We start from the raw sequence: 25312 nt of genomic DNA, 5'->3' as shown, positions 1-25312 counted from the left end.
TATGTTCAGATAGACTATAGCGCGCAACGGACATGGCAAAACAGATGAGCGGACAAAAACCTGTGACACCTTCGCCCGAGGGCATCGCCGACGCGGTGCGAGCCAGCAAAACGCGCGGATTGCCGCCGGTGCACCTGTGGAATCCGCCGTTTTGCGGTGATCTCGACATCCGCATCGCCCGCGACGGCAGCTGGTATTACCTCGGCTCGCCGATCGGCCGGCCGGCGCTGGTCAAGCTTTTCTCCTCGATTCTCAAGAAGGAGGACGGGAAATACTTCCTCGTTACCCCGGTCGAGAAGGTGGGAATCACCGTCGATGACGCGCCTTTCGTCGCGGTGGATGTCGAGGCCGAGGGTGATGGTCGCGACCAGGTCCTGCGATTCACCAGCCATGTGGGCGACGAGGCCACCGCCGGCCCCGAGCATCCGATCCGGGTAGAACGCGACCCGGAGAGCGGCGAACCCGCGCCCTATGTCCTGATCCGCGCCAACCTTGAGGCATTGATCGACCGCAAGAGCTTTTACCGGCTGGTCGATCTGGGCGCGCATCACGACGGCTGGTTCGGGGTCTGGTCCTCGGGCACGTTCTTTCCGGTGATCCCCTCGGCGGAATTGGACGCCGCCTGATCGCCCCTCACTCGGCGGCGGCGCGCCCCCCGCCGATGAAGAGTTTCGGCATGTCGACAAAGGGGCCGTCGGTCAGCCGCGTACGGATCGGGGCCCAGGCCTCGGGCGCCACCTCGATCGCGTCATAAAGCGCGCGGTCGGCGGCAAAGCCGTCCATCGGCACCTCTTGCTCGGTCAGGATCCAGGCGAAATTCAGGGCGCCATCCTCCACCGAGGTCACGCGCAACGCGCGACCGGGGCCCATGTCGGCCTGCGGCAGCCGCCGCATCAGGTCGAGCTTGAGCAATTCGACGGTGACGTCGTCCAGCCCGGCTGCGCGCAGCACCAGCTTTTCCACCAGCGCTGGCCAGCCGAACACCAGCCGCACGTCGAGGCCTCCGCCGATCTCGCGCGCCGAGGGCAGGGCGCGCGACCCGTAGGAGGTGTCGAACACCTCGCTGATCGTATCCTCGACCTCGATGTAGTCGGGCATCATCCGGCCGGGAAACACCGCGATCCAGTGGCCGGCGCCGACCTCGAGGTAATTGAACTGCGGCTCCATCCGCACGGCCTTGTCGCATCCCGGGCAGGGCAGGCTCTGGAACGTGCCGTCGAGGATCGCCTCGCGCAGATCGGGCCGGCGGTCGGCGTTGACGCTGTCGCATTCCTCGAAGGCGATATCGGCGCCGCAGGCAGGGCAGGCGATCGAGGTGGATCTGAACAGGGACATGGCGCGCGGTCCTTTCGGGGATCAGAGGTCTTCCAGCCAGGTGACGGCCGGGTGATTGTCCTTGAGCTTGCCGCTGTGAAAGGCGGCGTACAGTTCCGAGAACCATTCGGCGGGGGCGCGGAACTGGTACCCGGTCACCCCCTTGGCCCGGGCCGAGGCAAGGTAGCTGACCCAATCGCCCTTCATCGCCTCGTGATAGGTGCGGTTGCCGATGGTACAGGCATCGGCCGAGACCTTGGTCTTCCAAGGCGCGTTGCCCTGGCGCGCCCGATCGACCCAGATCTCGCAATCGCGGCGGCGGCGGTCCCATTCCTCGGCGTCGCAGTCACGCGGTTCCGGCACCGGCGGCGACGACCCTTCGCCCATGATCATGTACTCGGCGACATAGGCGGGATCGAAATCGAACTTGCCCGCCACCGCCTCGGCCACCTTTCTGACGTCCGAGCGATAGTGGCGCCAGCCGCCATAGGTATCGCTGTCCTCGCCCAGGTGCCCGGTCATGAAACCGATCTTGTCGTCGACCGCATGGGCCACCTCGTGCAGCGTGTTCCAGTTGAAGAAGCTGACAGGTTCGTCCTCCTTGGTCTTGTACAGGTCGTCCTGCGCGCCCAGCTCGGCCTCCTGGCTGATGGCATAAATCGCGCTGGTCTTGACCTCGCCCTCGTGCATGGCGACGGTCTTCTCGACGAAGTTGAAGTACGAGCCGTCCTGCGTCCCGCCGCGATGGGAAAAGGTCAGGAAACTGTCGTTGTCCAGCGTGTCGCTGCCGGGAAGGGCGGCCATCACCTCGTAGAAGCGGCGCAGGTTGGGCGCGTCGCGGTCCATGTCGGTATCCTCGGTGATCTCCTTCACGAACCCGCCGCTGCCATCGGGCACCCAGCGCTTGTTCGACAGGGTCAACTCGCAGCCGAACCGCTCCTTGAAGGCGACCGCGATGACCTTGCGCTGGATGTCCGGCTCCAGCGTGTTGATGATCCGGTCCAGCGCCTTGGTGCTTTCCGCGTCGCCCAGAAAGGCGCGGATGTCCTCGGGCGTGGGCACCTCGTTCGCGGCGAGCTTGAGCCGCAGTTCCGCCGCCGGGATCTGGGCGCGGGCCTTGTCCAGCTCGGCCGTGGCGCCCTTGTAATCCTTGGCAATGGCCTTGGTCTCGGCCTCGTCCAGCGCGGTGTGGATCAGGGTGATATCGGTTTTCATCAGGTGCCGGTCGCGGTGCTTTTCCAGCCGGCTGTTCAGGTTGAAGCGGATCTGGTTGCGCGAGGCCACATAGGTGGCGTGGGTGTCCAACTCGGTGCGAAGCGCGCGCAGGGCCGCGATGGCCTGTTCCACGGCGTCGGTGCTGGCGCCGCGCCGGGCTCGGTCGCGCCGGGCTTCGGTCATTGCCGCCTCGACCCGGGTCAGCTCGGCCTCCACCGCGTCGCGCTTGGCGGCATACTCGGGGTGTTGGGCCAGCGCGGCGGCCAGGCCGCGTGCCAGGTCCGCGGCATCGCAAAGCTGGTCGAACTGCCCCATTTCCGAGGCGATGCCGCGACAGTGATCGACGGCCTCGCCGACCTTGGTGCGGGCGGTTTCGAACTCCTCCTCGACCCGGTCGCGGGCCTCCTGCAACAGGGTCTGCACCCCGTCGCGCAAGGCCTTGACGTACATCGCCGAGGGGCGGCCGCGCAATTGTTTGAAGGTGGCATCGGCGGCCTTGATCGACATCTTCAGGTCGTCGGTGTCCTCCGGCCCGACCGCTTTGATCGCGTCCATTACCTCGCCAAAGGCGGTCTGACCGTCCAGCGTCGCATCGGCGGTGGCGCAGTCCGAAACAAGCTCTTGGAACAGGGTGGTGGCCATCTGGAAATCAAAGGCCGCCGCCTTGGCCAGTGCGTTGTCGCGCTTGCCCTCCAGCCTTGCGAACAGCGGCGCGATGGGCGTGGTGTCACGTGCGGCGACCTCTTGCAGCGCGGCCAGTGCGGACACGCGCGCGGCGACATGACGCTCGAACAGGTCGACCTCGTCCTCGAGGGCGTCGCAGGCGGCGACAAAGCCGTCGAGCTTGCGCAGCGCGCCGGCGAACTGGTCTCTCTCGGCGTCCTTGGTCGCGGCGTCATGGCGCGCCTTCAACGCGGCGATGCGGTCATGCGTTGGCCCCATCGCCGGGTCGTCACGGTCCAGCAGCGACCGGATCGCGGCGTCGGCGTCGGCCTTGGCGGTCTCGTAGGCGGGGTAATCAGCCATCGCCTTGATCACCCGGTCAACCAGGTAGGCGGTGTTCTCGATCTGGACATAGGCGGCGCGATAGGCATGTTGCGCCATCAACGCGTCGACACCGTCGATGATCTCGTGCAGGCGTGTAATCTGGCCGGTCAGCGCGGGATGCGCGAAGGCCTTTGCGCCGGTGTCGGTGTAGTGGCGTTTGTACGATTTGGTCGCGAATTTGTAGTTGTCGGCAAGGTCGAGGTAGGGCTGCAGCAACCCGGCGCCCTCCTTGGCCAGCGTCTTGACGCGGGCGATGTCGCGTGCCGTCAGCGCCTCTTCCATGGCGGTCTTGATCCGGTCGAGCCGGTCGATCTCGTCGCCGAACCCGGGCGCGACATCGGACTTGCGCAGTTTCTTCAGCACGTATTTGAAATCGTCGCGGTTGGGCTTGTAGACGGTCTGAAACACGTCTCGCACCTGCACGGCGATGCCGATCTGCCTGTCTGCCTCGGTCAGTTCGTTCAGCGCCCCGGCATAGTCGCGGGCATCGGCCAACTGCTTGGCGGCGCGCAGCCGGGTCTTGATCTCTTCGAGTTCGGGATCAAGGCTCTTGTCGACATTGCTGTCCTTGATCACGTCACGGTCACGTTCTGTCTGCGTCAGCCGGTCGCGGTACAGCAGGCTCATGTTGACCTGTGTTGCTACCTCCTTGCAGGCGGCGATGCCCTGTTGGACGCATTGCTTGGCGGCGACCGGGTCGGCGGCCATCTGCGCGCGGCCGGACTCGGCGGTGCGCTCTGCGCCCTCCAACCGGTCGGTGAACAGGTTCTCGGAATCGAACCCGGCGACCGCCTGCGCGACCTTGCGGAACTCGCCCAGGGCGGCGTCGAAATCGCCGTCGAGGTTGTCGGTATCCTGCAGCCCGTCGATCCGGTCGGCGATGTCGGCGGCACGGGTGCCTCTTTCCAGCTCCATCGCGGCGTGGATCAACAGCCGCACCGCGCCGCCCCAGTCGCCCGACCGGGTCGCCGATTGCGCATTGGCCATGGATTGCCGGGTGGTGGCGATTGCCTCGGCCGCCTGCGTGCCGCCGGCGCCGCCGCCCTCCAGCCGGGCGATCTCGGTGGTCAGATCCTCGCGTCGTTTCAGGTAATCCTGCGCCTGGTCGGCCAGCGCCATCTTTTCGCCGTGCTGGTCCTTGAGCGCGATGGCGGCGGCCAGGGCGAGGCCGAAATCCTTGTCGGCGCCGGTGGTATAATCCTTGATCCGCCGGTCATCATCCCTGAGCCGCTGGTAATACTCCTCGATCGCCACCCGCCCGCCGGGACCGCGCCTGCCCCGTGTTTCGCGGCGGCGGGCGGTGAACAGCGGATACTCGGTGTTGAACTCGGTTATGCGGGCGATGGTCTTGTCGAGCGCCTTGAAATGCCCGATCAGCCCCTTGAGCTTGTGCGATCCGCCCAGCAGGTCGCCGCCCATGGTCAGGGCCGCGGCCTCTTGCAGGGTGTCGCGCATCAGGTCGATCTCGTCCTTGACCTTGTTGGTGATGCCCGCGTCCATCGCGTCGTAGGCGACGATCTTGTCATCGACCGACGTGAAGTTCCCGTTGTACTTTCGCAGCGCGACTTGCAGCCGATCATGGGCCGCGACCGCCGCCGGGATCGCGTCGAGCTTGCGCACGGCTTCGGCCATGTCCTCGGCGTCGCGGGCGGCCTTCGCCTCGGTCATCAGGGCCAGCGCGGCCTCGATTGCGGTCTTGATCTGTGGCACCCCGTTGAAGTTCCCGGGCGGCGGCAGATCGTCCAGTATCTCCTGCCGGACCGTCTCCATGGCGAGGTAGCGGCCATAGTCGTCGGCGAGGTCGAGCAGGTCCACCGCCGGGGCCAGATGCGGTTGCAGATCCGTGCGCGCACCGGCGAAATCGCCACCGTCGGCCTTGGCCTGCGCGCCGGCGTAGGCGGCGGCGATCAGGTCGAATTTCGGCTTCACATAGGTCGGCTCGTCCTTGTGGGCGTGACCGGTGATCATGTCCCAGCTGCGCAGGAAGCGGCGCTCCACCTCCTGCCAGGCGGTCTTGTCCGCGATCCGGGCATCGACGCCGGCCTCGGCGGCGTCATAGGCGGTACGCGCGACGGCGGCCCGTGCCGGCAGTTCGGCCGCGCCGACCTCGCCCGCCGCGTCAAGGCGCCGGCCCACCCGGTCGAGCAGCGCCTCGATATCGTCGGGAATGGCGACGGCGGTAAAGGCCCGGATCGCCCGGTCGCGCAGTTGCAGCAGCGCGTTGGAAATCTCGGTCAGCTCGCGGCGGGCCTCCTGCACGGTGTCGGCCAGCCCCTCTTCGGCGCTTTCGCGCACCTCGGCCAGGACCTCGGTGCGCAGTTCGAACGGGTTGATCGTATCGGCCGAGTCGAGCAGCCCCGACAGCCGGTCGAGCGCCTTGACCGCGCCGTCGAGATCCTTGAGCGAATCCGTCTCCAGCCCGCTTTGGTACTTTTCCTGCGCAAAGCCCCAGACCAGGAGGATGTCGTCCTGGTTGTCGAAGGCCATCGCATCGGGACCATCCCTGAGCGAGGCGAGCATCGCCTCCACCCGGTCATGCACCGCGTCGTATTTCTTGCCGGCCTCCTGCTGTTGCAGGCGAATCCAGGCGGTGGTGTTGACCTGGTCCAGATGCGCCAGCCCGCCGTCGAAATCCGGCTTTTTCGGGTTGGCCTCGATGATCTGCTCGGCGCCGGCAAGCTCGGCCAGTAGGTCGGCACGGACCCCGGCGTCCTCGATCTGCAGGATGCGCTCCTCGACCACGTCGCGCCGCACGTTGAAGGCGCCGAATTCGCGCGCCGCCGCCTCGCGCCGCTTGCGGGCCTTCTTCTTGCCGATGCGTTTGGGCATGCGGATATAGGTGTTGATGAAGTCGATCTGCGCAGGGGTCAGGCCGTCGGGCATGGGCGCGGCTCCAAATCAATCGCCGTCCTCCGGTTTGGAGGCAGACACAACAAAAACATAACTATGCGATGGGTCAGAGTGGCCCGGTCTGGTGATTCGGCGCAAGCGCGGGCTGCGAAAGCCGCGCTATTGCAGGACCGCGAATTCGATACGCCGGTTCAGCGCCTTGTTCGCCGGGCTGCTGTTTGGCACCCGTGGCCGGGTCTCGCCGTGGCCGACGGTGTGCAGCCGGGCCGGGTCGACGCCGCGCGTTGCTAATGCCCTGGCCACCGCCTCGGCACGGGCGCGGCTGAGCCTGAGGTTGGCCTCGGCGGCGCCGTCGGAATCGGTGTGACCGGCGATCTCGATCCGCAGCCTCGCGCAGCCTTGCGCGATCTCGCTCACCCGGTCGAGCGCGGCTGCGCTCTTGGCCGCGAGCCGCGCGCTGGCCGGGGCGAAATGGATGCCGCCGGCGCGCGAGGCCGCGTCGAGCCGGTCGGCGCAATCCCCCGGCTCCGCACTGGCGGGGACTGCGGTTACCGCTGGTCCCGTGGCCTCTGGGGCGGGTTGCGGGGCGCGCGCGCCGGGCTCGAACACCAGTGAAAAGCTGACGACGCCCACCGGCACTACCGAGACCTCGGCGGCCTCTTCCAGCTTGGCGATGCCCTGTGCCATGCCGAACCTGGTCGCCGACACCGGGATCGGCGCGACCGAGGCGACCTGCACCCGGTCCTCGGCCAACAGGGTGACGGCGACCCGCGCGCGGCCGCTCTGGGTCATGCCGTGCAGCGACAGAGCATAGTTCAGGTCGATCTCCTTGTGGCGCATGGTCGGCAGGTCGGCCAGGCGCGCGGCATCAAGCTGCGCGGTGATGACCGCCTCGGGGTGGAGGAAGGTTTCGAACAACATGAACCGCAGCCGCACGTTGCGCAGGTCGATGCCGGTGTCCACCGAATCAAGCAGCACCCGCAGCTGCGCCTTGCCCTGGGCGGTGACCAGCCCGCTGATCGTGGTAAAGCGGTTCGCCTCGGTGGTGTCGCCGTTCTTGATCGACAGGAACCGAAGCTCCGAGGCGTCGGAGTCCAACCGCCAGCCCCCCGCGAACGGGCCGTCGGCCCGGGCCTGCGGGGCGGGCGCAAGGGCCAGCAACGGCAGGATCAGGATCACTGCGCAGAGGCGAAACAGGACTCTCATGCCATCCTCCCTTGGCGGATCGGGCCGGGTCTGACATCAGCCTAACGGCAATCTTGCCCGAAGCCGAAGGAAAAGAGATTGCTTCGTTACTTTTTATGCCGAACTGCTAAGCTGCCCGGCAACAGGGATCGGGCAGGGGCGCAAAAGACCGGATGCGATTGACAAGGCACGTCTTTCTGCTGCTGCGGCTGGCCGCCGCCGTGCTGGTCATCGCGACCGGCGGCGCGCGGGCCGAGCAGCGCCTGGCACTGATCATCGGCAATTCCGAATACGGCCGGGTGACGGCGCTGGACAACCCGGTGAACGATGCCCGGCTGATCGCCGGCACGCTGGAGGGGCTGGGATTCGAGGTCACACTGATCACCGATGCGAACCAGATCGCGATGAAGCGCGGCATCGCCCAGTTCGGCCGCGCCCTGCGCCAGGCCGGCAAGGAGGCGACCGGGTTGTTCTACTATGCCGGCCACGCGGTGCAGAGTTTCGGCACCAACTACCTGCTGCCGGTGGACACCGACCTGGCCGACGCGGCGGATCTCGACCTGGTGGCGGTCGAGGCGCAATCGGTGCTGCGGCAGATGTATTCGGCCAGCAACCGCACCAATATCGTGATCCTCGATTCCTGCCGCAACAACCCGTTCTCGGACCTGCCGGTGTTCAACGACAGCGGGCTGGCCGAGATGCAGGCGCCCACCGGCACCTTTCTGGCCTATGCCACCGAACCGGGCGGCGTGGCGCTGGACGGGGTGGAGGGCAACAGCCCGTTCACCCGCGCGCTGGCCCAGCGGTTGCGCGATCCCGGCCAGCCGATCGAACAGCTGTTCAAGCAGGTCCGGGTCCAGGTGCTGTCCGAGACCGGCGGCCGGCAGACACCTTGGGACACCTCGTCGCTGACCAGTGATTTCTTCTTTTCCCGGTCCTCCGCCCCGCCCGACACGCTGGAAGAGCTTCAGGTCTGGCGCAGCGTGCAGGCCTCGGGCGAGCCGGTGCAGCTCATGCTGTTCCTGCGCGCCTATCCCAACGGAGTCTATTCGGAAGAGGCGCAGCGGCTGCTGAACGCGGTGATGGAAAACGAACTGGTCACCGGCAAGGCCCGCGCTGCCACGCCCTCGCGCGCCGGGCCGTCGCGGGCGGAACAGGCGATGCTGGAACAAGCGCAGCAATCCGCCACGCTGGGCGATTACCGCGGCTTCCTCGAACGCTATCCGAACAGTGTCTATGCCGAGTTCGTGGCGCAGGAGATCGCCGCGCTGCAACAGGGTGCTGCGACCGATCCTGAAGGGCCGCCCGCCGCGAAATCGGACGCGCCGGATGCGGCCCCGTCCCCGCCCGGCGCCGAGGCCGGTCCGGTGAGTTTTGCCAGCCCGCTGCTCTCGGACGATCCGGAGATCTCGGGCAAGACCATGGCCGAGCTGATCGGCGCCAGCCCGTTGTTCCCGCCGGTCGAGGGGCTGCCCGACAGCTATTGGAAGGACAAGACCTGCGCCAGCTGTCACCAGTGGTCCAGGGCGCGGCTGTGCGACCAGGGCCGGACCTATCTGCAGGCCTCCAAGACCCGCTCGCTCGACAAACAGCACCCGTTCGGCGGGGTGCTGAAACGGGCGATGAAAAGCTGGGCCGCCGGGGGCTGTCAGTAGCCCCTAGTTCTCCGACGTGCGGACAAAGAAATAGACCCATTCGCCCTTGAACCGCGGGTTGCGCGCGCGCACTTCGGCGACCCGGTCCTTGAGCCAGTCAAGGTAGGGCGCCGCCGGTTCCGTCAGCGGCCTCAACCCGTCGTAGAGCGGCTCGGAGGCGGCGAAGGCGACCGCGATCTCCTGCCCGTAGGGCGGGCCGATCAACAGGCGCAGCCCGGTTTCCCCCGCCGCTTTCGCGCCGACCTGCAGGGCGCCTTGCGCCTCTGACCGGCGCAGTTCGGCGTAGTCGTTCGGCACCAGGTGCAGCACGTTACCGCCGGCGTCGAAGTAATCGACATAGATCCACGCGGGATAGTCTGGCGCGGTCAGGTCAAAGGATAGCGGATCGCCCGCGACATAGGAAAACACCCGCGCCTGGGTGCCCGCCCCGATCAGCAGCGGGTTGGTGATCTGGTCGGTGGATTGCGGCAGGCCGACCCCGGCGATGCCGGTCAGGGCGCTGCATTGCGGGCGCGGCAGCACCAGGATGTTGTCGGAGACCGCGATATCGCCCCCCATCTGGTCGCGCAGGGCGGCGAGCACGGGCGCGCGCATGTCGGTTTCGGGCACGTGGCCGTTGACCTGCAGTGTGGCGCTCTCGGGATCGAAGGCGACCTGGAGCCGCCCGCAGGGCACCCCGGAGAGCAGCCCGGCCACCCCGTCGCGCAGCGCCTGCGCACCGGCCCCTGCCGCGTCCGGGCGGACAAAGCTCTGGAATGCGGCGAGCGAGACGGGATCGACCTCGCCGTCGCCGCCCTGGAACGCCAGCGCGGCGGTCATACGCTCAGGCTGCGGCGTGGCGGGTTCGGTGCGGGCGCCCTGCAGGTGCCCGGGGGCGAGGGGACGGGCTTGGGGTGCCTGCTGCGCCGCCGTCTCGGCGCGCGGGGCGGAGAGGGCGGCGGGCATCGCCGCCGGGGTCGCCGGGATCACATCGGTGGCGCGGGCCACGGCGGCAAGGGCCGAGACCCGGTTCGCCCGCGCCGCGACCGCTGCGACGGTTCCGGTGACCGGGGCCTCGGCGGGGCGTGCGGCTTCGATGGGCGCGCGCGTGGCGATGACGCGGGCGGCGGGGCTTTGCGGTTCCGGCGCCTTCTCCGTTTGCACTGCCCCGGCGGCCAGCCGTTGCGCCGGGGCCGGGGTCGCCTGTGCCGCGTCCAGTGGTGGCGCGGTGGGTCTGGCCCGCCCGCGCGGGATCGCGCCGGCCCCCACCGTCGTGCCCCGGGCGGTGTCCTCGGCCGCCGCCTCGGCCTCGGGCGCCCGTTCCGGCACCTTGATGCGTTCCAGCCGGTGCGCCTCGACCATCAGGCGGGTTTCCGGCGGGGGCTGCTCCTCGACCGGGCCGGGGCGGATCGTCAGCAAAACCAGCCCGAGCAGCACCCCATGCGCCAGTACCGAGGCGATGACGCCGCCGACCCATATGACCGGGGACCGGCTCATCCCGGCGGGCCGGGGGTGACCACGAGCACCACGTCGCGCACCCCCATCGCCTCGGCCGCGCCGACCAGCGGCAGCACGTGGCGCAACTCGGCCTCGCGGTGGGCGTTCACCCGCAGCCGCAGGTCGGGATCCTCGGCCAATCGCCGGGCCAACGCCGCGTCAAGCGCCGCCGTATCGGGCAGCGGGGCGCCATCCAGCGCCAGCTCCCCGGACGCCCCGATCGAGAGCGTCGCGCCCCCGGCGGGCATGTCGGCGCCGCTCTCGGCCAGCGGCGGCATCACCTCGAACGGGGCGGTCGCGTCCATCCGGCCGATCAGCATGAAGAACACCAGCAGGAAGAACACCACGTCGATCAGCGCCACGATGGTTTCGGAATGCGGTGCCGGGCTGGGGCGGTTCAGCTTCATGGCCGCGCCTCCAGCCGGATCACCCGCAGCCGCACTGCCCCGGCCTGCGCGGCGGCATCCATCACCGAGACCAGCGCCTGGGTCGTCGCCGCGCCGGAGGGCAGCACGATGACCCGGGTCAGCGGATCGCGCGCCAGAATACCAGACAACTCTGCCATCAGCGCCGCGCCCGGCATCGCCTGGCCACGCAGCACCGGCACCCCGTCGGCGCCCAGCCGAATCATCACCGTGCCACCCGTTTCCGCGCCGGCGGGGGCCGGTGCGGGCGCCTCGGCCTGCCGCACCGCCGGGATCATGTCGAGGTTCAGATAGGTCGAGGTGACCATGAAGAAGACCAGCAGGATCAGCATCACGTCGATCATCGGCACCAGCGAGATCAACGCGCGGGGTCGGGTCGGACGTTTCAGCGTGAGGCCGGCCATGACAGCACCCCGGGGGTTAAACGGGCGGGTTTTCGTCGATCAGAAGCAGTTCGCCCACCGCGCTTTCGATCATCTGCGCGGCGCTCTCGATCCGCGCGCTCAACAGCCCCGCCCCCACCGCCGCCGGGATCGCCACCAGCAGCCCCGCCGCGGTGGTCAGCAGCGCCTGCCAGATGCCGCCCGCCAGCACCGAGGCATTGGCCGCACCCTCGGCCATCTCCAGCTCCTGGAACGACTGGATCATGCCCAGCACCGTGCCCAGCAACCCGAGCAGCGGCGAGATCACCGCGATCAGCTCGATGGTGCGGATCATGCCGGTCATCCGCGCCACTTCCCCGTTGCCGCGCCGCATCAGCTCGGCCTCGAGCCGGGGGCCGCGAAACCCCTTGGCCAGCGCCTGCATCGCAAAGGCGGTGACCCGGTCGGCGGGCGAGCGACCGGCGGCAACCGCCTGTTGCGCGCCGTGCTTGTCGCCCTCGCGCCACTGGCCGAACGCCTCGGCGCGCCGCGCGGCACCGCCCCGCACCGGCCAGAGCTGGATCACCTTGACCGCGATCAGGGTCAGCGAAAACAGCGACAGGACGGTCAGCAGGGCGATGATCGGCCCGCCGGTCCCCAGGCTTTCCCATGCGACCGGCATGGCTATTTCACCAGCGCCGCTGGGGTCTTGCTGGCCAGGTCGAGGATCTCGAAACAGTCCATCTCATCCTCGTTCTGGGGGCGGCAGGCGGTCATCTCGTGCAGCAGGATCTCGGAGATGTCGGCGCAGGCGATCTGCGGGATCTCGAACAGCTTCAGCGTGGTGCGCGCCACCGGCAGCGGCGCCGCGTCGATCGACAGCAGCCGGTCGATCACGCCGCTTCCGTCAAGGATCGCCAGCGACATCTCGAACCCCTCAAAGCTTTTGCCGGTATCGTTGCGGAACAGGAAAAAGGCGCGGCAACCGCCGCCCTCGATCTCCTCGGCCTTGTTCAGTTCCACGGTCAGCCTGCCGGTTTCGGCCCGGGCGGGCAGCGCCGCGACCAGGGCCAGCATCAGGCCGGCGACGAGGGATTTTCGCGGTATCATCTGTGTCCTCCCAAGGAACGTGGCGGTTCAGCTTTCCAGCGCGGTGCTGACCTCTTGCAGCGCGGCCAGCGCGCCGGATCGGATGTTGGTTCGGGCAAAGCCGCTGTGGTCCACCGCCTTGAAAAACGCGGTGTCCAGCAGGCCCCTGTAATCGGCGATGATCCCGCGCGCCGCCCGTTTCAGCCCGTCGCGCCGGTCGCCGTCGGGGGTCTCGACAAGCTGTTCCAGCGTGTCCTCCAGCGTGGTGTCGATGTCGTCGAGATAGGCGAACAGCACGCCGGATCGCGACGGGACGTCCTCCATCCCCTCGACGCCCGTGGTAGCGGTGTCGATGGCCGTTTTCAGCGCCTCCAGGTCGCGGCGCAGGGTCTGGCGCGTCTTGATCCAGTTCAGCCGTGAGCGGGTGTAATCGGCGACATTCTCGGGCGCCGCCTCTCGGGCCTCGGCGGCGGCGGTGGTCTCGGCGGTTGCGGCGGCCTTGATCAGCGCCGCCACCCGCGTGGCCGCTGCCAGCGCCTTGTCGTAGTTTCCCGCGCCGGCCTGTTCCTGCGCATAGCCGAAAAAGCGGTTGATCGCGGCCAGGTCGCCGCGTTTCTCGGCGATCAGCCTGTCGATGGCCGGTTGCAGGCGGGCCTCGGCCATCTGCCATTTCGCCTGTTGCGGATCGCCGGGCGCGGCGGTTTCCTTGTTTTCCGCCGGTGGTGCGCTGCGGATCTTGTTCACCGCTGCCTCGATCCGGCCCAACAGATCGTCGGCCCCGGCCAGGTCGCCGGCCCTGAGCCGCTTGGCCGCGCTTGTCAGCGCCGTGGTCAGCTTGCCGCCCGCAGGCTCCGGCAGATCGGCGATCACCCCTTTGAGCGCGCCGGCCCGCGCCACCAGCCGGCGGGTTTCGGTCGCGTCCTCCGTCGGGGCTGCGGGCGGCTCTGTGGCGGACGTTTCGCCGCCTTCACCTGCGGCGCGCAACCGGGTCGCGGCCTTTTCCAGTGCCGCGACCGTGCGGTCGGCTGCCGCGAGGTCGCCGGATCGGATCAACGCCACCGCCTGCGCGACGGCCTTTTTCAGCTTGCCCGCCACGGCATCCGGGGCCGAGGCGACCACCGGTTGCAGTGTCTTCAGCCGGGCGGCAAGTTCCGCAGCCGAGGGGCCTGCCGCCGCGACCTCCTCTGTCGTCTCGACCTCCTGCGGCGCGTCAACGGCAGGCGCCTCGGCCTCCTCTGCCGCGCCCCCCTCCTCGCCGGCATCGTCGTCATCCAGGGTGGGATCGTCTGGCAGATCCTCGATATCGCTGTCCAGGACCTCGCCGTTGGCATCCATCACCAGGATGTTGAGCTGCACCTTTTGCGACTTGAGGTATTTCTTGAGTACCTTGGCCAGCGCCGGCACCACCTTTTCGCAGGTGAGTTCCATGGTCTTTGCCTTGACCTCGAAGGTGCCGAAGGCGACCTTCGATCCCCCACCCTCCTTCTTGGCGATCTTGGCGATCACCTCCGGCTTCTTGCGCCGGTCGATCAGCATGGTGTGGTCGTCCTTCTTGCCGGGGCAGAAGGCAAAGGACAGCGGCTTCTTCTTGCCCAGCTTGATCAGTTTCTTGAGCTCTTCGCCCTCGACCTTCTGATCCGCCATGACCTCGGCCTCCCCCTTAAATCGAAACGAAATACAATTGACTTTGAGTCAACGATAAGGCTGACTTAGCGTCAAGATATTGTTTTCTGACGTTAAGCGAACCGACGGGCACACCGCAATTCAGCGCGGTGGCAAAACAAGAACCCGCGTGATCGCACCGATAGAACCGGGGAGGTTCCGATGGATCTGGCTGTTCTTCTGCAGTCAAAAGGCGACGATTCGCCCAGCGGGGAGAATCTGGAATACGATCCTGTCTTCACCGAGATGGAACTGGCCGCGCAGCCGGGCGAAGAGGTTCAGGTCGGCGACGAGATCCGCGCCGCCGAGGATCCGGACTATGGCGAGATGCGCGTCAAGGCGCTCGAGGTGCTGGAACGCAGCCATGATCTGCGCGCCGCGGTTGTCCTGGCCGACGCGGTGCTGCACGGCGATGACGGGCTGACCGGCTTTGCCGATGTGACTGGCTATATCCGGGGCTGTCTCGAGGATTTCTGGGACAGTTGCCATCCCGAGCTGGACGAGGATGACGGCGACCCGACCATGCGCATCAACGCGGTGCAGGACCTGTGCGGCCAGCCCGGCGGAATGGGCGGGCCGTCGCCCGTCTATCGGTCGCTGCGGCGCGTGGCGCTGACCGACAGCCGTGGGTTCGGCCGGTTCTCGCTGCGCGACATCGAGATCGCCGAGGGGCATATGACGGCGCCGTCCGACATGGACACCATCCCCGATACCGCCGGGATCTCGGCGGCATTCCAGGATACCGACGGCGCGGTTCTCGAGGGCTGGCTGGAGGCCGCGCGGCGCGTCGAGGAGAATGTCCGCGCCATCTCCGAGGTGTTTTCCGAACAGACCCCGGGGCAGGGCCCCGAGCTCGATCCGCTGATCAAGCTGGCGCGCCAGATCGTCAAGCGGCTGGCGGAGCACGCCGGCGGCGAGGCCGGCGCGGAGACCTCCGAAACCGGCGATGCGGACGAGGGGGCCCCCGGCGCGCCAGCTGTATCCGGTGGTGCGTCCGGCGGTCCGGCGGTGGGCGGGATCAATTCGCCCTCCGACGTATCCAACGCGCTGGACCGGATCGTGGCCTATTACCGGCGCAGCGAACCCTCCAGCCCGGTGCCGCTTCTTCTGGAGCGGGCCAAGCGGCTGGTGAACGCGGATTTCCTCACGATCATGCAGGACATGGCCCCGGCGGGGGTCGACAACGTGCACCTGATCGGCGGGATCGAAGACGACGACTGAGCGCCGCCTTTCCCCGGTCGGGGGGAGGGGTGGAACGAACGGGACAATTCAGGGACCAAGGAGCACTAGATGGCAGACAGCTCACAGAAATTCATCGCGCGCAACCGCGCGCCACGGGTGCAGATCGAATACGATGTCGAGCTTTACGGTGCCCAGAAAAAGGTTCAGCTCCCCTTTGTCATGGGGGTGATGAGCGATCTGGCGGGCAAGTCCGAGGTGGCACAGCCCGCCGTCGCCGACCGCAAGTTCCTGGAAATCGACGTCGACAATTTCGACGACCGGATGAAGTCGATGGCCCCCCGCGTCGCCTATACCGTGCCCAACACGCTGACTGGCGAGGGGAACCTGGCGGTCGACATCACCTTCGAGAGCATGGACGATTTCTCGCCCGCCGCGATCGCCCGCAAGGTCGAGCCGCTGCGCGAGTTGCTCGAGGCGCGCACGCAGCTGTCGAACCTGATGACCTACATGGACGGCAAGACCGGCGCCGAGGACCTGATCAGCAAGATCATCCAGGATCCCGCGCTGCTCAAGACCCTGGCCGCTCAGCCCGCCCCGAAATCCGACAGCGCAGAAGAATAGGAGCATCCGATGGCCGAAGAACAAGTCCAGACGGAAGCCGGTGGCGAAGAAACGGCATTCGGATCGTCCGAGTTTGCCAACCTGCTGCAAAAGGAATTCCGCCCGAAATCCGATCAGGCCAAGACGGCGGTGGAATCCGCGGTCAAGACCCTGGCCGAACAGGCCCTGGCCAATACCAACCTGATCTCGGACGACGCGCTGAAATCGATCGAGGGGATCGTCGCCGAGATCGACAAGAAGCTGACCGAACAGGTCAACCACGTGCTGCACCACGAAGAGTTCCAGCAGATGGAAAGCGCGTGGCGCGGGCTGCACTATCTCGTCAACAACACGGAAACCGACGAGCAGCTCAAGATCCGGGTCATGAACATCTCCAAGAAGGACATGCACAAGACCCTGCGCAAGTTCAAAGGCACCGCCTGGGACCAGTCGCCGATCTTCAAGAAGCTCTACGAGGAAGAGTTCGGCCAGTTCGGGGGTGAACCCTATGGTGCGCTGGTGGCCGATTACCATTTCGACCATTCGCCGCCGGATATCGAGCTCTTGGGCGAGATGTCCAAGATCGCCGCGGCGGCCCATGCGCCGCTGATCACCGGGGCGAAACCGTCACTGTTCCAGATGGACAGCTGGTCCGAACTGGCCAATCCGCGCGATCTGACCAAGATCTTCCAGACGCCGGAATACGCCGCCTGGCGCAGCCTGCGCGAAAGCGAGGATTCGAAATACGTCGGGCTTGCCATGCCGCGTTTCCTGGGCCGGTTGCCCTATGGGTCCAAGACCGACCCGGTCGAGGAGTTCGCCTTCGAGGAGGATACCGAGGGCGCCGACAGCAACAAGTATGGCTGGGTCAATGCCGCCTATGGCATGGCGATGAACATCACCCGGTCGTTCAAGACCTATGGCTGGTGCTCGCGCATCCGTGGCGTCGAATCCGGCGGCGCGCTGACCGAGCTGCCCAGCCACACCTTCCCCACCGACGACGGCGGCGTGGACCAGAAATGCCCGACCGAGATCGCGATCTCGGACCGGCGCGAGGCGGAATTGGCCAAGAACGGCATGATGCCGCTGATCCACCGGAAGAATTCGGATGTCGCCGCCTTCATCGGGGCGCAATCGCTGCACAAGCCGGCGGAATACGACGATCCGGATGCCACCGCCAACGCCAACCTCGGCGCGCGGCTGCCCTATCTCTTCGCCACCTGCCGCTTTGCCCATTATCTCAAGTGCATGGTCCGCGACAAGGTGGGGTCGTTCAAGAGCCGGCAGGACATGGAGGGCTGGCTGCAGGACTGGATCAACCAGTACGTCGACTTCAACGCCGAGATCTCGTCCGAGAACGAAAAGGCGCGCAAGCCGCTGGCGGCGGCCGAGGTCGTGGTCGAGGAGGTCGAGGGCAACCCGGGCTACTACAGCTCGAAGTTCTTCCTGCGGCCGCATTACCAGCTCGAAGGACTGTCGGTGTCGCTTCGGCTGGTCTCCAAATTGCCATCAGAAAAGGGTGCCTGACCGGGATTTTTCCCCGGTCGGGTGCAAGGAATTTCAACCACCAACTGACTTTACAATGAAAGGATAAGACAATGGCTGCCAATATGTTTGTCCAGATCTCGGACATCGGCGGGGATGGGACCGAGGACGCGCACAAGAACTGGATCGTGATCCAGTCGGCCAGCTGGAACGTCGAACGCGCGGTCGAAATGACCGATCTCGGCTCGACCCAGCGGGGACATGCAAACTCGAACTTCGGCAAGATCGAGGTGACCTCGCAGATGGGCAAGGCGTCCAACGATATCGCCCTATCCGTTGCCAACGGCACCGTGCGCCCCGAGATCATCATGCATTGGTGCCGCTCTGGCGACAGCGCCTCCGCCGGCCTGCTGGTTTACTCGATCTGGAAGATGAAGCACGTGGTGATCGACAGCTACGCGATCTCGGCCAGCGAGGATGGGATTCCCGAGGAAACCTGGTCAATGGCCTATGTCGCGATCGAGCATGAGTACAAGTCGACCGATCAGAAGTCCGGCAAGCTCAGCACCGAGAACACCTTCAAGTGGAACGTTCAGACCGGCAAGGTCGAGTGATCCCGCGGCCCGCGCCCCGGATGTTTCCGGCTCGGGGCGCGGGCCGACCATTTGAGACCGCCCCAGCGGAGCGCGCCAGATGACACCCGAAGAGCACCTCAAGACGGGGGACCTCGACCTTGCCCTCAAGGCATTGCAGGACAAGGTTCGCGCCGACCCCGCCGATGCCCGGCTCAGGATCTTCCTGTTCCAGCTGTTGTGCGTGATGGGCGACTGGAACCGCGCGATCAAGCAACTCAAGCTCAGCGCCGAGCTTGACCCGGAGGCCACGATGATGGCCCAGACCTACCGCGAGGCGATCATCTGCGAGGTTTACCGCGACAAGGTCTTTTCCGGTGAAAAGGAACCGATGGTATTCGGCGAGCCGCAGGAATGGCTGGCCCTGCTGATCGAGGCGCAGAAAACCCTGGCCCAGGGTCGCCCGGACGAGGCCGCCGCGCTGCGCGCGCGCGCCTTCAACGCCGCCCCGGCCACCTCCGGCACGCTCAACGGCGAACCGTTCGACTGGGTCGCCGATGCCGACATGCGGCTTGGCCCGGTGTTGGAGATCATCATCAACGGGCGCTACTTCTGGCTGCCCTTCGCGGCCATCGCGGAACTGGAGATCGACGAGCCCGGCGATCTGCGCGACGCGGTCTGGACCGCCGGCACGCTGCGGCTGGCCAATGGCGGCGAACTCGCCGTGCTGATCCCGACCCGCTATCCCGGCACGACACAGGGCAACGACAGCGCCGCGAAACTGGCCCGCGCGACAAGCTGGGCCGATGCCGGCGCCGACACCTTCGTCGGCACCGGTCAGCGCCTGTTGGCCACCGACCGGTCCGACGTCGCGCTTCTGGACGTGCGGAGCCTGGTCATGGACGGCGCCGGGGGCGCGCCCGGCGATGGCTGACCAGACCCTCTCCGACCGTTTGCAGCCCTCGCTGCTTGACCGTCTGACCGACCACGATCCCGGCAACCCGAAAGAGGGGCGTGATTCCCGTGTCATCGACCTGGTGCGCCTGCGCGAGATCATCCAGCGCGACCTGTCCTGGCTGCTCAATACCAACAACATCGCCAACATGCTCGACACCGAGGCCTATCCCCATGTCGCCGGCTCGGTGGTGAACTACGGGCTGCAGGAGATATCGGGGGAATATTCGACCGAAGAGCGCGCCGAACTGATCCGCCGCTCGATCGAGGCCGCGATCTCGATTTTCGAGCCGCGGATCGTCGCAGGGTCGGTCGATGTCCGGATCAGCCCGGACGACCGTGGCGGAGAGATGACCGTCGCCCTCGATATCCGCGCCGACATGTGGGCCCAGCCGCTGCCGCTGGAACTGTATCTGCGCAGCCAGGTGGATCTCACCACCGGCGAGGTCGCCGTGGAACGGAGCGTGTGATGGATACAAGGCTCACCAAGCATTACGAGAACGAGCTGATGTACCTGCGCGACATGGGGGCGGAGTTCGCCGCCGCCTATCCCAAGATCGCCTCGCGCCTCGGCATGGAGGGGATCGAGGTGCTCGACCCCTACGTCGAACGGCTGCTCGAGGGGGTGGCCTTTCTCTCGGCGCGGGTGCAGCTCGAACTGGAACTGCAATATCCCAATTTCACCTCGAACCTGCTGGAAATCATCTATCCGCATTACCTGGCGCCGACGCCCTCGATGATGATCGCTGCCTTCGAGCCCGACATCGCCAACGCGGCGCTCAAGGACGGCTACCTGCTGCCGCGCAACACGGTGCTGCGCAGCCGCCTGATGGAGGGCGAGCAGACGCCGTGCGAATACCGCACCTCTGCCGATATGACCATGTGGCCGATCGAGATCGCGGAGGCCGAGTATATCGACGGTCGCGGCGATCTCGTCGCCGCCGGGGTCGCCGGACAGAGCCGGGCGCGCGCCGCCATCCGCCTGCGCCTGCGCCGCCGCGACGGTGAGCCGATCAGCGACCTGGGGATGGACAACCTGGTGCTGCATCTCAACAGCTCTGCCGGCAATTCCTGGCTGTTGCTGGAAATGCTCTGCACCCAGGCCGAGGGGCTGACCGGCCGCGCCACCGATCGCCGTGCCGACTGGACCCTGCCGCTGCCCGATGGCGCGGTGGTGCAGCGCGGGTTCGAGGCCGAAGAGGCGCTGCTGCCGATCCCCCGCCGGGTGTTCGAGGGCTATCGGCTGTTGCAGGAATACTTCGCCATGCCCGAGCGGTTCCTCTTCGTCGACCTCCAGGGGCTGCGCCCGGCGCTGAAACGCGCCGCCGGGGCCGATGTCGACATCTACATCCTGCTGCGCGAGGGGCACCGCGACCTGACCCCGATGATCGTCCCCGAGGCCTTTACCCTGAACGCGGTGCCGGCGGTCAACCTGTTTCCCAAGCGCTGCGACCGGGTGCTGTTGTCGGGGCATGACACCGAGCATCACGTTGTGCCCAACCGCACCGCCGGGCTGGATTACGAGATTTACACGCTGCAAAGCGTGACCGGCATCAGCGGCGAGGGCGCGGATGACGTGACTTTCCGCCCGTTCTATTCCGCCACCGATTTCACCGCCGCCGGCGAAACCCACCCGGCCTATTACACCCTGCGCCGCCGCATGCGCCAACGCAGCGAGAAAGAGCGGCTGCGCGGTGTGCGCACCTCTTACCTGGGGTCCGAGGTCTATGTCTCGCTGGTCGACCGGGCGCAGGCGCCCTATCCGGCCGACCTGGATCAACTGGCGGTCCAGGCGCTGTGCACCAATCGCGATCTGCCGCTGCTGCTGTCCACCGGCGACGCCGACGTGTTCCAGCTGCCCGAGGGCGGCCCGGTGAAATCCATCCGCCTGCCGGTCTCGCCGACCCGGCCGCATCCGACACTGGCCCAGGGTGACACCGCCTGGCGGCTGATCAGCCATCTCAGCCTGAATTACGCCTCGATCACCGATGCCGGGCAGGGCAGTGCGGCCGAGGCGCTGCGCGAACTTGTCGGGCTCTACGCGCCGCTGGGCAACCGGGTGACCGAGAAACAGCTCGAGGGGATCACCTCGGTGACCAGCCGCCCGATCGTGCGCCGGGTCAGCGACGAGGTGCTCTCGACGGCGGTGCGCGGGCTCGAGATCACGATCAATTTCGACGAAAGCTTCTTCGAGGGGTCAAGCATCTATGCCCTCGGCGCGGTGCTGGAGCGGTTCTTTCGCCGCTACGCCACCCTCAACAGTTTTACCGAAACCGTTTTGACAACACAGAAACGCGGGGAAATCTCCAGATGGCGACCGGAAAAGGGACTGGGCCGGATCATCTGAGCCATTTTGAAAGGCTCACGCGCGACCCTGAAAAGCATCACGTTTTTCAGGCGCTTCGTGTTATCGAGGCCAGCTTTCCCGACGCCCCCCGCCTGGGCGAAAGCCGCCGCCCGCGCCAGGATCGGGTAAGGCTGGGCCAAAAGCCGGAGCTGTCGTTTCCAACCTCGACCATCGCCGAGTTCACCCCGCCCCGGGGCGACCAGCCGGGGCGGCTGACCAACCGGTTCTTCGGCCTGTTCGGGCCGCAGGGGCCGTTGCCGCTGCATATCACCGAATACGTCCGCGACCGGCTGCGCAATCACCGCGACCCGACCTTCGCGGCCTTTGCCGACATGCTCACCCATCGGCTGATGGGGCTGCTTTACCGCGCCTGGACGGCGGGACAGCCGGCCGCCAGTTTCGACCGTGGCGACGATCCGATGTCGCGCAAGGTGGCGGCGCTGGCGGGGTATCACGCCGACAACCTGCACGACCGCGACGCCTTTCCCGACCTGGCCAAGATGCATTTCGCCGGTCTGCTGGCGCAGGGGCCCAAGAATGCCGCCGGGCTGGAATCCATGCTGGCGGCGTTCTTCGAGGTGCCGGTGAAGGTGCAGCAATTCGTCGGTTCCTGGCTGGAGCTGGAACCGGACGACCGCTGGCAGTTGGGCGCCGCCGCCCGGCTGGGCCGCTCCACCAGCATCGGCAACCGGGTCTGGAGCCGCGCGGCCAAGTTCCGCCTGCGGATCGGCCCGCTGAAGATGGCGGATTACGAACGTCTCCTGCCCGGCGGTCCCGCGCAGGAACGGCTGCGCGCGCTGGTGCGCAGCTATGCCGGCGATGCGCTGGACTGGGACATCAACATGATCCTCGCCGGCGACGAGGTGCCGCGCGCCAGCCTCGGCGGCTCCACCCGGCTGGGTCACACCAGCTGGATCGGCAGCCGCCGCGACGACGACACCGACCGCCCCGATGCCGAGGATCTGTTCCTCTATCCCGGCGCCGGGCCGGAACACAGGCCGCTCTGACGGTCGCGAACGACAGGGAAGGATTTGCGATGACCGAGATCAGCCGCGTTGCACTGTTCGGAAAGCTGAACAAGCAGGGTTACCAGGCCGTGGAGAGCGCGACGGTGTTCTGCAAGATGCGGGGCAACCCCTATGTCGAGATCGCGCATTGGATGCACCAGATCCTCAACGGGCAGGACAGCGACCTGCACCGCATCATCCGGCATTATGACCTCGACCCGGGCAAGATCGCCACGGAGCTGACCCGCGCGCTCGACGCGCTGCCGCGCGGCGCCTCGACGATCTCGGATCTCTCCGATCACCTGATGGACGCGATGGAACGCGGCTGGGTCTGGGGCTCGCTGCTCTATTCCTCCTCGCAGGTGCGCACCGGGCATCTGCTGCTGGGCATGCTCAAGACCCCGGCGCTGCGCAACATCCTCGCCACCATGTCGCCGGAACTGGCGCGGATCGGTGCCGACGACCTAGCCGACAATTTCGCCGCCGCCACCGATGGCTCCCCGGAAGAGGGGCAGCGCCCGCAGGACGGTTCCGTCACCGGCGGCGGGGCCGAGCCGGGCGAGGCCTCCTCGGCCCGCGCCCCGGCGCAGATGGGCCAGGGCGAGGCGCTGGAGCAATTCTGCACCGATCTGACCGAACAGGCCCGCAACGGCGAGATCGACCCGATCGTCGGCCGCGATGAAGAGATCCGCCAGATCGTCGACATCCTGATGCGGCGGCGCCAGAACAACCCGATCCTCACCGGCGAGGCCGGGGTGGGCAAGACGGCGGTGGTCGAGGGCTTTGCCCTGCGCATCGCGCGCGGCGACGTGCCCCCGGCGCTCAAGGACGTGCGCCTGCTGATGCTCGACGTCGGGTTGCTCCAGGCCGGCGCCAGCATGAAGGGCGAGTTCGAGAACCGCCTCAAACAGGTCATCGAAGAGGTGCAGTCCAGCCCGGTGCCCATCGTCATGTTCGTCGACGAGACCCACACGCTGGTCGGCGCGGGTGGTGCTGCCGGCACTGGCGACGCGGCCAACCTGCTGAAACCGGCGTTGGCGCGCGGCACCCTGCGCACCATTGGCGCGACGACCTGGGCGGAATACAAGAAACACATCGAAAAGGACCCGGCCCTGACCCGTCGGTTCCAGGTGGTGCAGGTCGAAGAACCGGGTATCCCCAAGGCGATCCTGATGATGCGCGGCATCGCCTCGATGCTGGAAAAACACCACCGGGTGCAGATCCTCGACGAGGGGATCGAGGCCGCCGTGACCCTTTCGGCGCGCTACATCCCGGCCCGGCAACTGCCCGACAAATCGGTCAGCCTGCTCGACACCGCCTGTGCCCGCGTCGCGGTCAGCCAGCACGCGGTGCCCGCCGAGGTGGACGACAGCCGCCGCCGGATCGAGGCGCTGGCCACCGAACTGGAGATCATCGGCCGCGACGAGACCGCCGGCTATGACGTGGCCGACCGGCGCGAGGCGGTGAGTGCCGCGAAAGAGGCCGAGGAGGGCCGTCTGGCCACGCTGACCGAACGCTGGGACGCCGAGAAAGCGGTGGTCGAATCCATCCTCGACCTGCGCGCCCGCCTGCGCGAGGGCGGCGCCCCGGTCGAGGGCGATGAGGCCGCCAGCGAAAAGGCCGCCGCCGCCAGCCCGCTCAGCACCGAGGAGCGCGCCGCGCTGCTGGAAGAGCTCAAGGCAAAGAACGCCGAACTGACCGAAATCCAGGGCGATACCCCGCTGATCCTGCCGATCGTCGATCACCAGGCGGTGGCCAGCGTCGTCGGCGACTGGACCGGCATCCCGGTGGGCCGCATGCTCCGCGACGAGATCGACACCATCCTGCACCTCGAGGAACGGCTGGCCCAACGGGTGATCGGGCAGGATCACGCGATGAAGATGATCGCCAAGCGCATCCAGACCAGCCGCGCCGGACTCGACAACCCGTCGAAACCGATCGGGGTCTTCATGCTGGCCGGCACCTCGGGCGTGGGCAAGACCGAGACCGCGCTGGCGCTGGCCGAGATCCTTTATGGCGGTGAACAGAACGTCATCACCATCAACATGTCCGAGTATCAGGAGGCGCATACCGTCTCCTCGCTCAAGGGGGCGCCGCCGGGTTACGTCGGATACGGCGAGGGCGGCGTGCTGACCGAGGCGGTGCGGCGCAAACCCTATTCGGTGGTGCTGCTCGACGAGGTGGAAAAGGCGCACCCGGACGTGCACGAACTGTTCTTCCAGGTCTTCGACAAGGGCGTGATGGAGGATGGCGAGGGCCGCGTCATCGACTTCAAGAACACGCTGATCCTGCTCACCACCAACGTGGGAACCGAGCTGATCATGGACCTGTGCTCCGACCCCGACCTGATGCCGGAGCCAGAGGGCATCGGCAAGGCGCTGCGCGATCCGCTGCTCAAGGTGTTCCCGCCGGCGCTGCTGGGGCGATTGGTGACGATCCCGTACTATCCATTGACGCCCGACATGCTGGGCCAGATCACCCGGCTGCAACTGGGCCGCATCCAGAAACGCGTGGGTGAGGCGCATAATGTGCCGCTCGCCTTTACCGACGCGGTGGTCGAGCAGATCGTCGACCGCTGCCAGGAGCTCGACTCCGGCGGCCGCATGATCGACGCCATCGTCACCAACACCATGCTGCCCGACATCTCGGCCGAGTTCCTGCGCCGGATGATGGAGGGCGACGCGGTGGCCAAGGTCGAGATCGACGTGACCGACGGCGATTTCACCTATGCCTTCGACTGACCGGCAATGACACGAGGGAGCAAGGTCTGGTGATGGTGCGATCGGGGAACGGGATGCGACGGGCGGGGCGGCCCGTCGCCCAGCAAAGGGGAAACCGGGTTTGAACACGACGGAGACGGCGACAGCGACAACGCTTCGGGACAG

General features: G+C 67.1%; 20 protein-coding genes. 11 read left to right on the top strand and 9 right to left on the bottom strand.

What is annotated here, in order from left to right; translation table 11 throughout:
• The first annotated feature begins 44 nt into the window (after positions 1 to 44).
• Positions 45 to 626 carry a DUF1285 domain-containing protein gene (locus tag ABWV23_RS05165; protein ID WP_353345634.1) on the top strand — a complete coding sequence of 194 codons (582 nt, stop codon included), beginning with the start codon at positions 45 to 47 and terminating at the stop codon, positions 624 to 626.
• A 7-nt stretch (positions 627 to 633) separates the two neighbouring features.
• Here the strand turns inward: ABWV23_RS05165 and ABWV23_RS05160 are convergent, their stop codons facing one another.
• The 3 genes from ABWV23_RS05160 to ABWV23_RS05150 form a co-directional block, all read right to left on the bottom strand.
• Positions 634 to 1335, bottom strand: a complete 702-nt coding sequence (locus ABWV23_RS05160; RefSeq protein ID WP_353345632.1) for a CpXC domain-containing protein — start codon at positions 1333 to 1335, stop codon at positions 634 to 636.
• A gap of 21 nt (positions 1336 to 1356) precedes the next feature.
• Positions 1357 to 6459: a hypothetical protein gene (locus ABWV23_RS05155; protein WP_353345630.1), complete on the bottom strand. Its 5103-nt coding sequence runs from the start codon at positions 6457 to 6459 to the stop codon at positions 1357 to 1359.
• A gap of 126 nt (positions 6460 to 6585) precedes the next feature.
• Positions 6586 to 7632, bottom strand: a complete 1047-nt coding sequence (locus tag ABWV23_RS05150; RefSeq protein WP_353345628.1) for an OmpA family protein — start codon at positions 7630 to 7632, stop codon at positions 6586 to 6588.
• A 152-nt stretch (positions 7633 to 7784) separates the two neighbouring features.
• On the opposite strand from ABWV23_RS05150, the gene ABWV23_RS05145 reads away from it, so the two are divergent.
• On the top strand, positions 7785 to 9266 hold the full coding sequence (locus ABWV23_RS05145) for a caspase family protein (protein WP_353345626.1): 1482 nt from the start codon (positions 7785 to 7787) through the stop codon (positions 9264 to 9266).
• Between the two features lie 3 nt (positions 9267 to 9269).
• Here ABWV23_RS05145 and ABWV23_RS05140 read toward each other — a convergent pair whose 3' ends face one another.
• Genes ABWV23_RS05140 through ABWV23_RS05115 form a run of 6 tightly spaced genes read right to left on the bottom strand, consistent with a single transcriptional unit; the run spans position 9270 to position 14262 of the window.
• A complete protein-coding gene (locus tag ABWV23_RS05140) occupies positions 9270 to 10742 on the bottom strand; it encodes a DUF4384 domain-containing protein (protein WP_353345624.1) in 1473 nt (490 codons plus the stop codon).
• Positions 10739 to 11149, bottom strand: a complete 411-nt coding sequence (locus ABWV23_RS05135) for an ExbD/TolR family protein (RefSeq protein WP_353345622.1) — start codon at positions 11147 to 11149, stop codon at positions 10739 to 10741. Before ABWV23_RS05135 ends, ABWV23_RS05140 begins: the two co-directional genes overlap by 4 nt.
• A complete protein-coding gene (locus tag ABWV23_RS05130) occupies positions 11146 to 11571 on the bottom strand; it encodes an ExbD/TolR family protein (protein ID WP_353345620.1) in 426 nt (141 codons plus the stop codon). The genes ABWV23_RS05135 and ABWV23_RS05130 overlap by 4 nt, the downstream gene beginning before the upstream one ends.
• Before the next feature lie 16 nt (positions 11572 to 11587).
• Complete coding sequence (locus tag ABWV23_RS05125; protein ID WP_353345618.1) at positions 11588 to 12211, bottom strand: MotA/TolQ/ExbB proton channel family protein; 624 nt, start codon at positions 12209 to 12211, stop codon at positions 11588 to 11590.
• A 2-nt stretch (positions 12212 to 12213) separates the two neighbouring features.
• Entirely contained in the window at positions 12214 to 12639 is a 426-nt protein-coding gene (locus ABWV23_RS05120) for a hypothetical protein (RefSeq protein WP_353345616.1), read from the bottom strand.
• 27 nt (positions 12640 to 12666) lie between these two features.
• Positions 12667 to 14262, bottom strand: a complete 1596-nt coding sequence (locus tag ABWV23_RS05115) for a hypothetical protein (protein ID WP_353345614.1) — start codon at positions 14260 to 14262, stop codon at positions 12667 to 12669.
• A gap of 180 nt (positions 14263 to 14442) precedes the next feature.
• Between ABWV23_RS05115 and tssA the strand changes: the two genes are divergently transcribed.
• From tssA to tssH, 9 genes are all read left to right on the top strand, one after another.
• Positions 14443 to 15501 (top strand): type VI secretion system protein TssA, encoded by a 1059-nt coding sequence (tssA, locus tag ABWV23_RS05110; protein ID WP_353345612.1) that lies wholly within the window; start codon positions 14443 to 14445, stop codon positions 15499 to 15501.
• Between the two features lie 69 nt (positions 15502 to 15570).
• On the top strand, positions 15571 to 16083 hold the full coding sequence (tssB, locus tag ABWV23_RS05105) for a type VI secretion system contractile sheath small subunit (RefSeq protein ID WP_353345610.1): 513 nt from the start codon (positions 15571 to 15573) through the stop codon (positions 16081 to 16083).
• 9 nt (positions 16084 to 16092) lie between these two features.
• The gene (gene tssC / locus ABWV23_RS05100) at positions 16093 to 17589 is read left to right on the top strand and encodes a type VI secretion system contractile sheath large subunit (protein WP_353345608.1); all 1497 of its coding nucleotides are present in this window, start codon (positions 16093 to 16095) and stop codon (positions 17587 to 17589) included.
• 71 nt (positions 17590 to 17660) lie between these two features.
• Entirely contained in the window at positions 17661 to 18161 is a 501-nt protein-coding gene (locus ABWV23_RS05095; RefSeq protein WP_353345606.1) for an Hcp family type VI secretion system effector, read from the top strand.
• Between the two features lie 79 nt (positions 18162 to 18240).
• On the top strand, positions 18241 to 19053 hold the full coding sequence (locus ABWV23_RS05090) for a type VI secretion system accessory protein TagJ (protein ID WP_353345604.1): 813 nt from the start codon (positions 18241 to 18243) through the stop codon (positions 19051 to 19053).
• Entirely contained in the window at positions 19046 to 19543 is a 498-nt protein-coding gene (gene tssE, locus ABWV23_RS05085; protein ID WP_353345602.1) for a type VI secretion system baseplate subunit TssE, read from the top strand. Before ABWV23_RS05090 ends, tssE begins: the two co-directional genes overlap by 8 nt.
• Entirely contained in the window at positions 19543 to 21420 is a 1878-nt protein-coding gene (gene tssF, locus ABWV23_RS05080) for a type VI secretion system baseplate subunit TssF (RefSeq protein WP_353345600.1), read from the top strand. The genes tssE and tssF overlap by 1 nt, the downstream gene beginning before the upstream one ends.
• Positions 21384 to 22427: a type VI secretion system baseplate subunit TssG gene (tssG, locus tag ABWV23_RS05075; protein WP_353345598.1), complete on the top strand. Its 1044-nt coding sequence runs from the start codon at positions 21384 to 21386 to the stop codon at positions 22425 to 22427. Before tssF ends, tssG begins: the two co-directional genes overlap by 37 nt.
• Before the next feature lie 29 nt (positions 22428 to 22456).
• Complete coding sequence (tssH, locus tag ABWV23_RS05070) at positions 22457 to 25168, top strand: type VI secretion system ATPase TssH (RefSeq protein WP_353345596.1); 2712 nt, start codon at positions 22457 to 22459, stop codon at positions 25166 to 25168.
• Positions 25169 to 25312 lie beyond the last annotated feature (144 nt).

It is taken from the genome of Aquicoccus sp. SU-CL01552 (assembly GCF_040365005.1).
Lineage (GTDB): Bacteria > Pseudomonadota > Alphaproteobacteria > Rhodobacterales > Rhodobacteraceae > Antarcticimicrobium.
This window is presented reverse-complemented; position numbering and strand designations above follow the sequence as displayed.

Bases quoted from the DNA above. Each gene is read 5' to 3' on its own strand.
- ABWV23_RS05165 (WP_353345634.1), top strand. From the start codon at position 45: ATGAGCGGACAAAAACCTGTGACACCTTCGCCCGAGGGCATCGCCGAC.
- ABWV23_RS05160 (WP_353345632.1), bottom strand. From the start codon at position 1,335: ATGTCCCTGTTCAGATCCACCTCGATCGCCTGCCCTGCCTGCGGCGCC.
- ABWV23_RS05155 (WP_353345630.1), bottom strand. From the start codon at position 6,459: ATGCCCGACGGCCTGACCCCTGCGCAGATCGACTTCATCAACACCTAT.
- ABWV23_RS05150 (WP_353345628.1), bottom strand. From the start codon at position 7,632: ATGAGAGTCCTGTTTCGCCTCTGCGCAGTGATCCTGATCCTGCCGTTG.
- ABWV23_RS05145 (WP_353345626.1), top strand. From the start codon at position 7,785: ATGCGATTGACAAGGCACGTCTTTCTGCTGCTGCGGCTGGCCGCCGCC.
- ABWV23_RS05140 (WP_353345624.1), bottom strand. From the start codon at position 10,742: ATGAGCCGGTCCCCGGTCATATGGGTCGGCGGCGTCATCGCCTCGGTA.
- ABWV23_RS05135 (WP_353345622.1), bottom strand. From the start codon at position 11,149: ATGAAGCTGAACCGCCCCAGCCCGGCACCGCATTCCGAAACCATCGTG.
- ABWV23_RS05130 (WP_353345620.1), bottom strand. From the start codon at position 11,571: ATGGCCGGCCTCACGCTGAAACGTCCGACCCGACCCCGCGCGTTGATC.
- ABWV23_RS05125 (WP_353345618.1), bottom strand. From the start codon at position 12,211: ATGCCGGTCGCATGGGAAAGCCTGGGGACCGGCGGGCCGATCATCGCC.
- ABWV23_RS05120 (WP_353345616.1), bottom strand. From the start codon at position 12,639: ATGATACCGCGAAAATCCCTCGTCGCCGGCCTGATGCTGGCCCTGGTC.
- ABWV23_RS05115 (WP_353345614.1), bottom strand. From the start codon at position 14,262: ATGGCGGATCAGAAGGTCGAGGGCGAAGAGCTCAAGAAACTGATCAAG.
- tssA (WP_353345612.1), top strand. From the start codon at position 14,443: ATGGATCTGGCTGTTCTTCTGCAGTCAAAAGGCGACGATTCGCCCAGC.
- tssB (WP_353345610.1), top strand. From the start codon at position 15,571: ATGGCAGACAGCTCACAGAAATTCATCGCGCGCAACCGCGCGCCACGG.
- tssC (WP_353345608.1), top strand. From the start codon at position 16,093: ATGGCCGAAGAACAAGTCCAGACGGAAGCCGGTGGCGAAGAAACGGCA.
- ABWV23_RS05095 (WP_353345606.1), top strand. From the start codon at position 17,661: ATGGCTGCCAATATGTTTGTCCAGATCTCGGACATCGGCGGGGATGGG.
- ABWV23_RS05090 (WP_353345604.1), top strand. From the start codon at position 18,241: ATGACACCCGAAGAGCACCTCAAGACGGGGGACCTCGACCTTGCCCTC.
- tssE (WP_353345602.1), top strand. From the start codon at position 19,046: ATGGCTGACCAGACCCTCTCCGACCGTTTGCAGCCCTCGCTGCTTGAC.
- tssF (WP_353345600.1), top strand. From the start codon at position 19,543: ATGGATACAAGGCTCACCAAGCATTACGAGAACGAGCTGATGTACCTG.
- tssG (WP_353345598.1), top strand. From the start codon at position 21,384: ATGGCGACCGGAAAAGGGACTGGGCCGGATCATCTGAGCCATTTTGAA.
- tssH (WP_353345596.1), top strand. From the start codon at position 22,457: ATGACCGAGATCAGCCGCGTTGCACTGTTCGGAAAGCTGAACAAGCAG.